Origin of the sequence: Mesorhizobium sp. WSM4313 (genome assembly GCF_002294725.1) — a bacterium.
Taxonomy (GTDB): domain Bacteria; phylum Pseudomonadota; class Alphaproteobacteria; order Rhizobiales; family Rhizobiaceae; genus Mesorhizobium.
The window spans coordinates 36,879-50,355 of the sequence record NZ_NSFT01000024.1 but is presented as its reverse complement, the minus strand read 5'-3'; the positions used below and the strand labels follow the sequence as shown (position 1 = coordinate 50,355).

Here is a 13,477-nt window from a genome sequence, read left to right as displayed (position 1 = left end):
TACCGGCCTAGGGGCCGCACCGCCACCATCAAACTCAACCCCAAGGCCAAATCGCCCACCAAGCACAACACACTTCGCGGTCAAAACCCCTCTGCGAGCCTGTTCTCGCTAACTGCGCAACAGGCCCACAAGGGGAGAAGGAAAACTGAAACAAACCACGCCAAAAACGAAACAATTCCGCCGTCGGCGCGGCATGCTGCCGACACAATCGGCGACCATAAAGCGCGTCAAAACAAGGGTTCGGGGACCATGACGACGGCTAACGACATTATCGAGAGCGGCACATCGGCCAGGCTGCGGCCTGCCGGCGGCTTTATGCTCAAGCCGGCCCAGCAGCCGGCCGGGCCATTCGAGGTCGCGGCCGAGGCGCGCAAGCCGACCGTGCGCGACGCGTTGGTGACTGGCCTGCTGGTGATCTACCCGGCCTTCGCAGCCGTGGCGGCGATCATTGCCGGGCTGTTCCTGGCCGGCGCCGGCAGCGTCTGACTTTCACTCAACGATCGGGGGATCATCATGCATCTGCAATTTGCGTGCGCGCTTGCCGGCGCGCTGGCTGTTGGCGCGACGAGCGCGGCCAACGCCTGCCAGGCGGGTGATGCCCGTCTTGCCGGCCATTATTACCTGAACGGCGTCATGGAGGTCGGTTCAGAACTGCTGTTGAAGAAAGACGGCAGCTTTGAATTCGCGCTCGCCTATGGCGCCAACGACCAGTACGGCAAAGGCTGCTGGGTGCGGAAGGGCTCGACTGTCGAGGTCATCCCGGCAGGCCGCAGCTCCGCCTCCACGCATCATACGCCCGACGACAGCGGCTTCAGCGGACTGGTGCTGACGGTGTCCGGCTCCAGTCTGGTCTGGGACATCAACGGCAGCGGCCATAAGGGCAGGTTCGAGAAGTAGCCTCTTCTCCTTCTCTCCCTGTGGGAGAAGGTGGATCGGCGCGTTAGCGCCGAGACTGATGAGGGGTGCTCCAGGGAAAGCCAGCGTCTCACTCCGCTGGAACACCCCTCATCCGGCCGCTTCGCGGCCACCTTCTCCCACAAGGGGAGAAGGAAGAAAGCACCCCTACTTCGGCCGCTTGAACGTCTTGCGCTCTTTCTCCACCTCTGCCCGGCAGTAGCAGCCTTCGAGATGGTCGTTGACCAGGCCCATCGCCTGCATGAAGGCATAGACCGTGGTCGGGCCGACAAAGCTCCAGCCGCGCTTCTTCAATTCCTTCGATATCCTGACCGACACCGCCGTCGTCGGGTTGGCGCGCAGATGCGCCAGGTCGACGATTTCGGGCCGCTCGCCCGGACCCGGCTCGAACTTCCAGAACCAGGCGGCAAGCGAGCCGAACTCGTCGACCATCTCGCGGGCGCGTTTGGCGTTGTTGATGGTCGACACGATCTTGCCGCGGTGGCGGATGATGCCGGCATTGCCGAGCAGACGCTCGACATCCGCGTCTGTGAACGCCGCCACCTTGTTGAAGTTGAAACCGGCGAAGGCCTCGCGGAAATTCTCGCGCTTGCGCAGGATGGTCAGCCACGACAAGCCCGATTGGAAGCCTTCGAGGCAGATCTTTTCGAACAGCCGGCGATCGTCCGTCACTGGCCGGCCCCATTCGTGATCGTGGTAGTGGAGGTAGTCCGGCAAATTGCCGTGCCAGAAGCAGCGCGCCCTGCCGTCCGGGCCATCGAGAATGCCGGTATTTTCAATCGCCATCGTCAGCAGATCCATTCGTTAATGCGCTTCAGCGCCGCTTTTACCGTGGCTTTACCAGATTCCTGAACCGGCCGGTAACCACACCAAAAGGTTTACTGACAAAGCGGCATTTTACGCATTCCGATTCATGTTTTGCTTGCCGCTCCGCGCCAAGGATCGCGAAACCGAGGGCGCCCTCGCCGCCCCGGATGAGTTCGATCAAGGTGCGTTCCCATGAAGACAGCGTTTTGTTCCCTGCTCGGCGCGGTGGCCATTCTTGCCGCCGGCGCCACGACTTCCCTTGCCAATGACCGCTATGCCGACGTGCCGCCGGTGATGGTAAGCCCCGACCTTTCGGCGCCCTGGGTGCTGCAGCTTGGCCACGCGCCGGGCATCGTGCGCCCGACGCGGCAGGCAACGCAGCAGCCGCTGCAGCGCCTGCTTCAGGCGCAGCCCGACCGGCAGAAGACGGCGGCCGTGCAGCAGCCGGCCAAGCGCATGGTGATGCGGCCGCAGATTAATCCGGTCTACCTGCCGCAGGAAGTCGCCTATGACGGCCCTGCGAAGCCCGGCACCATCGTGATCGATACGCACCAGAACTTCCTCTTCCTGATCGAGAAGAACGGCAAGGCGCGCCGCTACGGCGTCGGCACCGGCAAGCCCGGCTTCGAATGGTCGGGCACCCACAAGATCACCGACAAGAAGGTCTGGCCGGACTGGCGCCCGCCCGCGGAGATGATCAAGCGCGAGGCGGCCAAGGGCCGCTACCTGCCGACCTATCTTGCCGGCGGCATCGAGAACCCGCTCGGCGCGCGCGCGCTCTATCTCGGCACCACCGAATACCGCATACACGGCACCAACCAGCCCTGGACGATCGGCGGCGCGGTGTCTTCCGGCTGCATCCGCATGCGCAACGAAGATGTCGTCGACCTTTACGAGCGCGTGAATGTCGGAACGACGGTCGAGGTGATATAATCACAGCGAATCAGCTGGTTAGACGGCGCAGCACTTTTTGTCTGATGCTGTTGCAGCCAAGTCATAGTGCCATCCTGCGGGATGTGCTTTAACCAGCGAAGGGGTTTACGGGGGACGGGCCGTGTGGGGATACGGCCAGTCGCGAAAAGGCAGCGCAGGGAAACCGCGCTGCCTTTTTCGTTTTTGAGCCTTTCTTTTGATGCATGAGGCGGCAAGTCGCCCCGAAAGCAGGGCATTTCGTTTCCGGGGCTGATTTCCCGGCGCTCCTCTGCTATTGCAGTGCACAAATCTTGATAGTCACGCAATTCCGGACGGCAGTGCGCCTTTCCTTGAATTGCCTCAGAAGGCAGAGGTGCCAGCCATGACCCGGACCGACGACAGCCGCTACCTGAAAGGCGGCCCGGTCGCCCAGCGCATCATCGCTTCGGTGCGCGACGACGCAGCGATCGCCACGGCCGAAGGTTTTCCGCCGAAGCTGGTCTCGATCACCGTCGGCGATACCGCAGCGGTCGATGTCTATGTGCGCAACCAGCGCGCCAAGGCAGCCCTTGCCGGCATCTCCTTCGAGGAGCGGCGCTTTTCCGCCGACATCACCGCCGGCGAGCTGGAAGCGGCGATCCACGGCCTCAATGCCGACCCGCGCGTCACCGGCATCATCATCCAACGGCCGGTGCCGGCGCATATCCCGATCAAGACGCTGCAGGCGGCGGTGCATCCGCTGAAGGACGTCGAAGGCATGCATCCGGCCTCGATCGGCAACATCGTCTACAACCAGCTCGACCTGGCGCCCTGCACGGCGGCGGCCTCGGTCGAACTGCTGAAGGAGACCGGCCTCGAGCTCAAGGGGCTCGAAGTGGTCGTCGTCGGCCATTCCGAGATCGTCGGCAAGCCGATCGCCTTCCTGCTGATGAGCGAGGGCGCGACGGTGACGGTGTGCCACCACATGACGCGATCGCTGGCCGCCCATGCGCGCCGCGCCGATGCGCTGTTCGTCGCGGTCGGCAAGCCGCGGCTGATCAAAGCCGACATGGTGAAGCCGGGCGCTGCCGTCATCGACATCGGCATCAATTCCGAGGTCGGGCCCGACGGCGAAAGCCGCATCGTCGGCGACGTCGACACCGACAGCGTCAAGGAAGTGGCGTCCTGGATCACGCCGGTGCCCGGCGGCGTCGGCCCGCTCACGGTCGCGATCCTGTTGCGCAACACCATGGTGGCGCTCAACCGCCAGCGCGCACTTTATCGCGCGACCTATGGGGTAGCGGATCAGCTCGCGGCGGAGTAATTATTCGGCAGCGATCAAACCGCTGTCAGAAACACCTTCCGGCTTCGGGCCGCCATAGGCCCAGTCGAGCAGCTTGATCGTGTGCACGACCGGCAACTTCGCGGCGGACGCGATCTGGGTGATGCAGCCGATGTTGCCGGTGGCGACGACTGAAGCGCCAGTCGCCTCGATGTTTTTCACCTTGCGGTCGCGCAATTTGGCCGAAATCTCGGGTTGCAGGATGTTGTAGGTGCCGGCCGAGCCACAGCACAGATGCCCTTCGCGCGGCTCGCGCACGACGAAGCCGGCCTTGGCCAGCAGCTCCTTCGGCTGGCGCGTGATCTTCTGGCCATGCTGCATCGAGCATGCGGAGTGATACGCGACGACCGTGCCCGGTCTGCGCGCCGGCTCGGGAAGGTCGAGCGCGGCGAGGTATTCGGTGATGTCTTTGGCCAATGCCGAGACGCGCGCCGCCTTTTCGGCATAGGCGGGATCGAGGCGGAGCATGAAGCCATAATCCTTGATCGTCGTGCCGCAGCCGGATGCGGTGATGATAATGGCGTCGAGGCCGCCCTGCTCGATGGCGCGCATCCAGGCGTCGACATTCTGTCTGGCCGAGGCAAGAGCCTGATGCTCGCGGCCCATGTGATGGACGAGCGCGCCGCAGCAGCCCTCGCCCTGCGGCACCACGACCTCGACGCCGAGCCTGGTCAGCAAAGAGATGGTCGCCTCGTTGATCGCCGGATCGAGCACGGACTGCGCGCAGCCGGTGAGGATCGCGACGCGGCCGCGCCTTGTGCCTTTCCCGGCATGCGTGGCCGGCTTCGCCGTCGGCGATGCCGGCGGGATCGCCGATGGCGCGAGCTTCAGCATGGCCGCCACCGGCCTCAGCGCCGGCAGTTTCTCGAACAGGCCGATGAACGGCCGGCCGAACCCGGCGAGCTTCAGCGCGGCGCGGAAGCGGTTCGGGTAAGGCAGCACGAAGGCTAGCATGGCGCGCGTCAGCCGGTCGAGCAGCGGGCGCTTGTAGGTTTCCTGGATATGAGCGCGGGCATGGTCGACCAGATGCATGTAGTTCACGCCCGAGGGGCAGGTCGTCATGCAGGCAAGGCAAGACAGGCAGCGGTCGATATGGGTGACGATCTCCTTGTCGGCCGGCCGGCCGTTCTCCAGCATGTCCTTGATGAGGTAGATGCGGCCGCGCGGCGAATCGAGTTCGTTGCCCAACGTCACATAGGTCGGACAGGTGGCGGTGCAGAAGCCGCAATGCACGCATTTGCGCAGGATCTTTTCCGATTCCGCGACATGCGGGTCGGCAAGCTGTATGGAAGAAAAAGAGGTTTGCATTTAGTTCTTATTTGCGCGCGTATTTATTGACGAACTTGATCACGTCCACTCCCGATTGCGTCACCACCTCCGCACCGGCATCAATCAGTTGAGCCCTCTTTGATATGCCTCGCGGCCCCGCGAACACCAAAATCGGCACCTCTATGTTTCTATTTTTTACGATCCTAATAAGGTCGAGGCCAGCGCCAGGATTGTCAATCCCGTCCTCTTTTCTACCAAGGTCCGTTATTATCGCAAAAAAACTTTCGTTCTCCAGCCTCTTAACCGCGTCATCAGTGCTCAAGGAAAGAACCACATCCACACCTCCTTTCCTAAATTCATCAATCAAAAAAGCGTTATTTGAAGGAAAATCATCAACCCACAGCAATGGCTTTGATATTTCTTGGCTTGCATAAAACTCTATGTTTTCATTTCTTTCAAATATAGTCCTGCTGTCTAAATCACCATTACCTTCTATCTCTAAGATTCTCTTCTGTATATCCGATATACTTTTCCTTATGTCGTCGACAACTTGCTGGGAATTCAATTCAAACCCAGCAATTTTAACACTTACAGAATCTCTTTTAAGCAATCCATCTATTGTCGGCAAAAATTTATATAGAGCAAATAAGGCAATAATTGGCCAAGCCAAACTGGTAATAGCTGTCCAGAACTCATGCTGCGACAATAAATTTAACATCCTGAATTCCTCCCCAAGGACATTCACTGTAAGCCTGGAGTTGTAATTTTCAAGTTCTTCCTGGATTTAGGATGTTCTTCGGGTCGAACTCGGCCTTGAGCCGCGCCGAGAGCGCCGCCAGATGCGGCGGCTGCGGTTCGAACACCGGCAGCGCGGCGCGATGCGAGGGCGAGGCGCGCACCAGCGTCGCGTGGCCGCCGCCATGTTTGCGGATCAAGCCGCGCAGCAAATCAGCCTCCGGATCGTCCTCGCGCATCGACAGCCACACCAGACCGCCCTGCCAGTCGTAGAAGGCATCGACCGCCGCCTGCATGCGCAGCGCCATCACCATGTGGTGCGCCTCAGACGGCGCCATCGAGACACGCCAAACCGGTCGCGTGCCGCCATCGGCGAAAGGCACGCAGTCGCGAATGTCGCGCCAGATGGTTTTCGAGGCCTCGCCGGCGATCTCTTCCAGCGGCCCGGCCTTGCCGAGCAGCTGCTTCAGCGCTTCGATCCGATAGACGACCGAAGGGCCAAAACCTTCGACGCGCAACAGCGTCGCGGCGTCGCTGCCGTGCTTGCCGCCGGCGACCTTCGCGGCGATCCGCTCCGGCAGATGTGCGGCGCTCGACACTTCGGCGCTGGAGCCAAGTGCCAGCGCCATGGCGGCCACGGCGGCATCGTCGAGCAGGCCACGAATGGCCAAGGTCACCTCGGTTTCCGCGGCCGGCAGGACCTTGAAGGTGACGTCGGTCAGCACGGCGAGCGTGCCCCAGCTGTTGGCCATCAGCTTGGAGAGGTCATAGCCGGTGACGTTCTTGACCACGCGCCCGCCGGACTTGAAGGCTTCGCCGCGTCCGGAAATGCCGGCGACGCCGAGGATGTGGTCGCGCGCCGCACCTGCCTTGAGGCGGCGTGAGCCGGACAGGTTCGAAGCCAGCACGCCGCCAATGGTGCCGTTCTTGTCCCCTTGGCCCGGCTCGCCGCCGAGCAACGGGCCGTAGTCCATCGGCTCGAACGCGAATTGCTGGCCGTTTTCGGCAAGCAATTTTTCGATCTCGGCGAGTGGCGTGCCGGCACGGGCTGAGAGCACGAGTTCGGCCGGTTCGTAGAGGGTTACGCCGATGAGGTGCGACAAGTCGAGCGTATGCTCGGTCTGTAATGGGCGACCGATGCCGCGCTTCGAGCCATGGCCGAGGATTTCGAGCGGCGTTTCCTCGGCGGCTGCCCATTGGATGGTGGAGAGGGTTTCGGTGAGTGTGGAGGGGGTGAAGGTGGTCATGGTGCGTGGACCTGGTTCCTCGCCTCCGCAACGCGGGAGAGAGGTGGCTCCGGCGCAGCCCGAGACAGGCCGAGTTCCTTCGCGCCCCCCTCTGTCCTGCCGGACATCTCCCCCTCTAGGGGGGAGATTGGCAGCTTCTGGGGCCGCGCCTCACTTGCGACGTCGAAGGTTGGCGAAGGCCGCGATGACAGCTGATCTCCCCCCTTGAGGGGGAGATGTCCGGCAGGACAGAGAGGGGGGCGAAGGAACGCCGTCATGCGAAATTAGCCCCCATCAAAACCTCGGAATATCCGGAAACGCGACCTGCCCCCGATGCACATGCATCCTCCCAAGCTCCGCGCAGCGCCGCAGCTGCGGAAACACTTTTCCCGGGTTGAGCAGGTGGTTGGGGTCGAAGGCGCATTTCACCCGCATCTGCTGGTCGAGGTCGACCTGGTTGAACATTTCCGGCATCAGGTCGCGCTTCTCGACGCCGACGCCATGCTCGCCGGTCAAGACGCCGCCGACCTGGACGCAAAGGCGCAGGATGTCGGCGCCGAAGCTCTCGGCCTTGTCCAGCTCGCCCGGCACGTTGGCGTCGTAGAGGATCAACGGGTGCAGGTTGCCGTCGCCGGCGTGGAAGACATTGGCGACGCCGAGGCCGTATTTCTCGGAGAGATCACGCATGCCGGCAAGCACGCGCGGCAGTTCCTTGCGCGGGATGGTGCCGTCCATGCAGTAATAATCCGGCGAGATACGGCCGACCGCCGGAAAGGCCGCCTTTCGGCCGGCCCAGAAGCTCAGCCGCTCCTGCTCGGACTGCGAGATGCGGCAGGTGGTCGAGCCATTCTTGTAGGCGATCGCCTCGACGAGGCCGATCAGGTGGTCGACCTCGACACTCGGCCCATCGAGCTCGACGATGAGCAGCGCCTCGACGTCGAGCGGATAGCCGGCATGAACGAAATCCTCCGCCGCGTGGATCGCCGGGCGGTCCATCATCTCCATGCCGCCGGGGATGATGCCGGCACCGATGATGTCGGCGACGCACTGGCCGCCCTGTTCGCTGGTCGGGAAGCCGATCAAGAGTGCGCGCGCCGTCTCCGGCTTCTTCAGGATGCGCACCGTCACCTCGGTGACGACGCCGAGCAGGCCCTCGGAACCGGTCATGACGCCGAGCAGATCATAGCCTTCCTGATCAAGATGGCTGCCGCCGAGGCGCACCACCTCGCCGTTCATCAGCACCATCTCGATGCCCAGCACATTGTTGGCGGTGAGCCCGTATTTCAGGCAGTGCACACCGCCGGAATTCTCGGCGACATTGCCGCCGATCGAGCAGGCGATCTGGGAGGATGGATCGGGGGCGTAATAATAGCCCTCCTGCTCGACGGCGGTGGTGATGCCGAGATTGGTGACGCCCGGTTGGGCCATGACAACGCGATTGGGATAGTCGATTTGAAGAATGCGGTTGAAGCGGCTCATCACCAGCAGCACCGCATCCTCGAGCGGCAGCGCGCCGCCCGACAGCGAGGTGCCGGAGCCGCGCGGCACGACGCGGATGTTGCGCTCGTTGCAGTATTTCAGCACGCGCGAGACCTGGGCGACCGTTTGCGGCAACACCACGACCAGCGGCAGCTGCCGGTAGGCGGTCAGGCCGTCGCTCTCGAAGGCGCGCATTTCATTGGCCGCGTCGACGACGCCCTCGCCCGGCACGATGATGCGCATGTCGGCGACGATCTCGGCGCGCCGGCGCATCGTTTCGGCATCTGGCTTGGGCATGGCTAAGCCGGACATCGGGCAGCCTCATCCGCTCTTGACTGGTCAAAATCTTTTACCAGCCCGACGGTTTTGTTGCAAATGCTGCTTTGCTTGCATTCGGCCGCGAGCGTGACGCCAAGCTTCCGCAGCGGCAATCTGCCGCTGCGGACAGACCCGCGCATGAAGATGGTTGTCCGCTACTCGCCCGGATGCTTTGCCGGCTCGGAATGCATCTTCCGCACCCGGCGCACGCCCCACCAGACGAGCAGGATGGCGACCGGCACGGAGGCCGCGGTGATCACTTCGGGCGCGAAAGCGTGACCGAAGACCGAGGCGCCCTTGGCGACATAGCCGACGAGGCCGACGACATAATAGGATACGGCGGCGACCGACAGGCCTTCGACAGTCTGCTGCAGGCGCAGTTGCAGCCGGGCGCGGTTGTTCATCGAGGCCAGCAGGTCGCGGTTCTGCTTCTCGACATCGACATCCACCCAGGTGCGCAGCAGCGTCGTGGCGCGGGTGAGTTTTCGCGACAGGTTGGCCTGGCGCTCCTCGACCGAGCGGCAGGTACGCATGGCGGGCGCCATGCGCCGCAAGAGAAAGCCCGCCCAGGTGTCGTAGCCTTGCACCGGCTCTTCATCCAGCGCTTCCAGCCTCGCGGTGACGATGCCGTCATAGGCGCGGCTGGCGCCGAAGCGATAGAGGCTGGACGCGGCGTCGGCCTCGAGCTCGGCGGCGAGTTCGGTGAGGTCGGCGAGCAAGGTCTGGCTGTCGCGGGTCTCGACCGCTTTCATTTCCAGCGTGGTCTGCGCCAGGCGGTCCTCGATGCGACGGGCGCGGCCTGACAGCGTCAATGCCATCGGCAGGCCAAGCATGGCCAGCGTCCGATAGGTCTCGATGTCGATCAGCCGCTGCGACAGGGCGCCGGTGCTGGCCGGCGTCAGGCCGCGATCGAGCACCAGCATGCGGGTCAGGCCGTCGCCGTCCTGGCGGAAATCGGTGACGATGGCGGCAGCGCCCCGCTCGACCAGCGAATAGCACAGGCTGGTCGGGTCGAAGCCGGCGATCAGCCTTTCGCTCGCCTGCGTCCATTTGCGGATTTCCAGACGGATGCCGGAAATCACGGTGCCGGGCGGCGAGAAGCCATTGCCGAAGGGCGAATCCTCTTGCCCCCGGCCGTTTTCGGCCAGCGGCCCTTCCCAGAGATAGGTCGAGAATTCCGTATGGCGCTCCCAGCGCAGCGTGCCCTTGCCCCATTTCATCGCATGATGGCGGGCATTGCGCTCGGGCGCGGCGATGCCCAGCCGCCGCGATAGTTCCGACAGCACGGCATGATCGACCGCGGTGCCGCCCTCGGTCATGAAGGAGAGCTGGACGAGCACGCGCGGTTTCTCGATCAGCGGATGCGGGCGGGCGTGTACCTCGCCCAGCGCGCCGGGCCGTCCCTCATGCGCCGGAAAGCCCATCACGCTGCCTTGGGCGCGCGGTTGGAATTCGAGACTGGACATCTCGTCGGACACGGTTGGTCCCCCTGGTTTCGACCTTCGTGCAAACCCTGCCGTCTTGCGGCAATCGGCGGGACGCGTAAACAGCAAATATCCGCATCCAGGCCCGGCGGCACGCGGCCGGCAATGCGACGGGCTGGACGAATTGGATAAATAATTTGACCAGTTGGCGACAGAGGCTTTAATCTGCGCCACATCCGTCCCGCTTCCCAGGCACCCTTCCGTTGAGCGACATCTTCTCCAGGATCGAGCATTCGCGCACCGCCGACGAGGTGGTGCAGCAGATCGAGAGCCTGATCCTCGAAGGCGTGCTGCGCACCGGCGACCGGTTGCCCGGCGAGCGCGAGCTGGCGCGCCAGTTCGACGTGTCGCGGCCGATCCTGCGCGACGCGCTGAAGGCGCTGGAAGGCCGCGGGTTGCTGACGACCAAGGCCGGCGGCGGCACGCATGTCGCAGACGTCATCGGCCAGCTCTTCACCAAGCCGGTGACCGATCTCATTAGCACGCACCGCAAGGCGGTGACCGACTATCTGGAATACCGGCGCGAGATCGAGGCTGTGGCGGCCGAATACGCGGCGCGCCGCGCCACGCCGGAGGACCTCGCCCTGCTCGACCGCATCATGGCACGCATGGACGAGGCGCACCGGACCGGCGATTTCGACGATGAGGCGGAAATCGACGTCGAGTTCCACCACGCCGTCTGCGAATGCGCGCACAACATCATCCTTTTGCACACGCTGCGTTCCTGCTACCGGCTGCTGTCGGAAGGCGTGTTCCAGAACAGGCTTCTGGTGTTCGGCGTGCCCGGCGCGCGCGAGGCGCTGCTCGAGCAGCACAGGGCGATCCACGCCGCGATCAAAGCGGCAGACCCAATCGCGGCGCGCAAGGCTGCGATGGACCACATCACCTATGTCGAGCGCTCGATGGCTGAAGCCGAGCGCAGTGGCGACTGGCAGCGCGTATCCAGGCTGCGCCTCAGACAGCGCTCGGACGCCGGCGACATTGAACCCACACGAAAACGCTCCTAAGCAGCGGGGACAACCATGAGCGAAATCCTCACCATCGCCGACCTCAAGGACCTGGCACGCCGCAAGGTGCCGAAGATGTTCTTCGACTATGCCGATTCCGGCGCCTGGACGGAGAGCACCTACCGGGCCAACGAAGAGGATTTCGGCAAGATAAAGTTCCGCCAGCGCGTGCTGGTCGACATGAGCAACCGTTCGCTGGAATCGACCATGGTCGGCGAGAAGGTAGCGATGCCGGTGGCGCTCGCGCCGACCGGGCTTACCGGCATGCAGCATGCCGACGGCGAGATGCTGGCGGCGCAGGCGGCAGAAGCGTTCGGGGTGCCGTTCACCCTGTCCACCATGAGCATCTGCTCGATCGAAGATGTCGCCTCGGTGACCAAAAAGCCGTTCTGGTTCCAGCTCTATGTGCTGCGCGACAAGGACTTCGTGCTTAATCTGATCGACAGGGCCAAGGCGGCGAAATGCTCGGCGCTGGTGCTGACGCTCGATCTGCAGGTCTTGGGTCAGCGCCACAAGGATGTGCGCAACGGTCTCTCGGCGCCACCCAAGATGACGCTCGCCAACATCGTCGACCTTGCGCTGAAGCCGCGCTGGTGCCTGGGGATCGCGGGTACCAAGCGCCGCACCTTCCGCAACATCGTTGGCCACGCCAAGGGTGTCGGCGACGTCTCTTCGCTGTCGTCCTGGACGAACGAGCAGTTCGATCCGCATCTGTCGTGGAAGGACGTCGCCTGGATCAAGGACCGTTGGGGCGGCAAGCTCATCCTGAAAGGCATCCTCGATAAGGAGGACGCGCTTATGGCGGCTGAGACTGGCGCCGATGCGATCGTGGTCTCCAATCACGGCGGACGGCAGCTCGACGGCGCGCCGTCCTCGATCTCGGTGCTGGAAGAAATCGCCGATGCGGTCGGCGACAGGATCGAAGTCCATATGGACGGCGGCATCCGCTCCGGCCAGGACGTGCTCAAGGCGCTCTGCCTCGGCGCCAAGGGCACCTATATCGGCCGACCCTTCCTCTACGGCCTCGGTGCGATGGGCAAGGACGGCGTCACCAAGGCGCTCGAAATCATCCGCAAGGAAATGGACATCACGCTGGCGCTGTGCGGTAAGCGTTTGGTAACCGACATGGGCAAGGACCAGTTGCGGCGCTAGGCCTTATTCACCGATCCGCCCTAGTTTCCCGTGGTGAACCTCACGGGAAAGACGTACGCCTTGACCGAATCTGGCATCCATTATCTCGACGCGCGCGGGCCGGACGGCATGCGGCTTTACGCGATCGGCGACGTGCACGGACGCCACGACCTGCTCGCCGCCATGCATCGGCGCATCGAGAGCGAACTGGAACATGCGCCCGCCTCCGACTGGCGCATCATCCATCTCGGCGACTATGTCGACCGCGGACCGGATTCCAGAAGCGTCATCGATTTCCTGATCGAGACGCGCAAGCGCGATCCGCGCAACATCATGCTCGCCGGCAACCACGACATCGGCATGCTCGAATTCCTGGCCGAGGCAGAGCCGGACGGCCTGTTCGTGAATTACGGCGGCGTGCAGACGGCGCAGTCCTATGGCGTCGATCTTCTTGGCGACGGCCACTGGTACGGCAAGGCGCAAGCGATCGCCCGGGGACATATGGCCCTGGTGAAAGCGGTGCCGCACAGCCACATCGATTTCCTGCAATCGCTGACGTTTTGGGCGACCTTCGGCGACTTCTTCTTCTGCCACGCGGGGATAAGACCGGGTGTGCCGCTCGACCGTCAGAACCAGCAGGATCTGATCTGGATCCGTGACGCCTTCCATGACCATCCAGGGCTTTTTTCCAAGGTGATCGTCCACGGGCACACGCCCGTCCCGGAAGCCGAGGTGAAGGCCAACCGCGTCAATGTCGACACGCTCGCCTGGAAATCCGGAACGCTGAGCGCGCTGGCCCTCAATGGCGGCGACAAACGCATCCTCGCCATGCAGGGGAAAGCGTTTTAGGCGCGATCCCGGCGCAGGCCTGCT

The 13,477-nt window shown here is 63.4% G+C and carries 13 protein-coding genes; 7 read left to right on the top strand and 6 right to left on the bottom strand.

Going from position 1 to position 13,477, the window contains the following annotated elements:
• The first annotated feature begins 249 nt into the window (after window positions 1-249).
• Window positions 250-486 (top strand): hypothetical protein, encoded by a 237-nt coding sequence (locus CK219_RS28985; protein ID WP_095769977.1) that lies wholly within the window; start codon window positions 250-252, stop codon window positions 484-486.
• Window positions 487-513: 27 nt separating this feature from the next.
• On the top strand, window positions 514-897 hold the full coding sequence (locus CK219_RS28980; RefSeq protein WP_095769976.1) for a hypothetical protein: 384 nt from the start codon (window positions 514-516) through the stop codon (window positions 895-897).
• A gap of 165 nt (window positions 898-1,062) precedes the next feature.
• Here the strand turns inward: CK219_RS28980 and CK219_RS28975 are convergent, their stop codons facing one another.
• The gene (locus tag CK219_RS28975) at window positions 1,063-1,701 is read right to left on the bottom strand and encodes a DNA-3-methyladenine glycosylase I (RefSeq protein ID WP_095769980.1); all 639 of its coding nucleotides are present in this window, start codon (window positions 1,699-1,701) and stop codon (window positions 1,063-1,065) included.
• Window positions 1,702-1,914: 213 nt separating this feature from the next.
• Between CK219_RS28975 and CK219_RS28970 the strand changes: the two genes are divergently transcribed.
• Together CK219_RS28970 and CK219_RS28965 are read left to right on the top strand one after the other, a co-directional pair.
• Window positions 1,915-2,655 (top strand): L,D-transpeptidase, encoded by a 741-nt coding sequence (locus tag CK219_RS28970; protein WP_095769975.1) that lies wholly within the window; start codon window positions 1,915-1,917, stop codon window positions 2,653-2,655.
• Between the two features lie 361 nt (window positions 2,656-3,016).
• On the top strand, window positions 3,017-3,937 hold the full coding sequence (locus tag CK219_RS28965) for a bifunctional 5,10-methylenetetrahydrofolate dehydrogenase/5,10-methenyltetrahydrofolate cyclohydrolase (RefSeq protein ID WP_095769974.1): 921 nt from the start codon (window positions 3,017-3,019) through the stop codon (window positions 3,935-3,937).
• On the opposite strand, the gene glcF is transcribed toward CK219_RS28965, so the two are convergent.
• The 5 genes from glcF to CK219_RS28935 form a co-directional block, all read right to left on the bottom strand.
• The gene (gene glcF, locus CK219_RS28960; protein WP_095769973.1) at window positions 3,938-5,263 is read right to left on the bottom strand and encodes a glycolate oxidase subunit GlcF; all 1,326 of its coding nucleotides are present in this window, start codon (window positions 5,261-5,263) and stop codon (window positions 3,938-3,940) included.
• A 7-nt stretch (window positions 5,264-5,270) separates the two neighbouring features.
• Window positions 5,271-5,942 carry a response regulator gene (locus CK219_RS28955; RefSeq protein ID WP_141245425.1) on the bottom strand — a complete coding sequence of 224 codons (672 nt, stop codon included), beginning with the start codon at window positions 5,940-5,942 and terminating at the stop codon, window positions 5,271-5,273.
• Between the two features lie 49 nt (window positions 5,943-5,991).
• The gene (locus CK219_RS28950) at window positions 5,992-7,206 is read right to left on the bottom strand and encodes an FAD-binding protein (protein ID WP_095769971.1); all 1,215 of its coding nucleotides are present in this window, start codon (window positions 7,204-7,206) and stop codon (window positions 5,992-5,994) included.
• Window positions 7,207-7,479: 273 nt separating this feature from the next.
• Entirely contained in the window at window positions 7,480-8,976 is a 1,497-nt protein-coding gene (locus tag CK219_RS28940; protein ID WP_095769970.1) for an FAD-linked oxidase C-terminal domain-containing protein, read from the bottom strand.
• Window positions 8,977-9,137: 161 nt separating this feature from the next.
• Window positions 9,138-10,460: a DUF3422 family protein gene (locus CK219_RS28935; protein WP_095769969.1), complete on the bottom strand. Its 1,323-nt coding sequence runs from the start codon at window positions 10,458-10,460 to the stop codon at window positions 9,138-9,140.
• Window positions 10,461-10,669: 209 nt separating this feature from the next.
• On the opposite strand from CK219_RS28935, the gene CK219_RS28930 reads away from it, so the two are divergent.
• Genes CK219_RS28930 through CK219_RS28920 form a run of 3 tightly spaced genes read left to right on the top strand, consistent with a single transcriptional unit; the run spans window position 10,670 to window position 13,453 of the window.
• Complete coding sequence (locus CK219_RS28930; RefSeq protein WP_095769968.1) at window positions 10,670-11,473, top strand: FCD domain-containing protein; 804 nt, start codon at window positions 10,670-10,672, stop codon at window positions 11,471-11,473.
• Between the two features lie 15 nt (window positions 11,474-11,488).
• Window positions 11,489-12,625 carry an alpha-hydroxy acid oxidase gene (locus CK219_RS28925; protein WP_095769967.1) on the top strand — a complete coding sequence of 379 codons (1,137 nt, stop codon included), beginning with the start codon at window positions 11,489-11,491 and terminating at the stop codon, window positions 12,623-12,625.
• A 60-nt stretch (window positions 12,626-12,685) separates the two neighbouring features.
• Window positions 12,686-13,453, top strand: a complete 768-nt coding sequence (locus tag CK219_RS28920; protein ID WP_095769966.1) for a metallophosphoesterase — start codon at window positions 12,686-12,688, stop codon at window positions 13,451-13,453.
• Window positions 13,454-13,477: the final 24 nt, after the last annotated feature.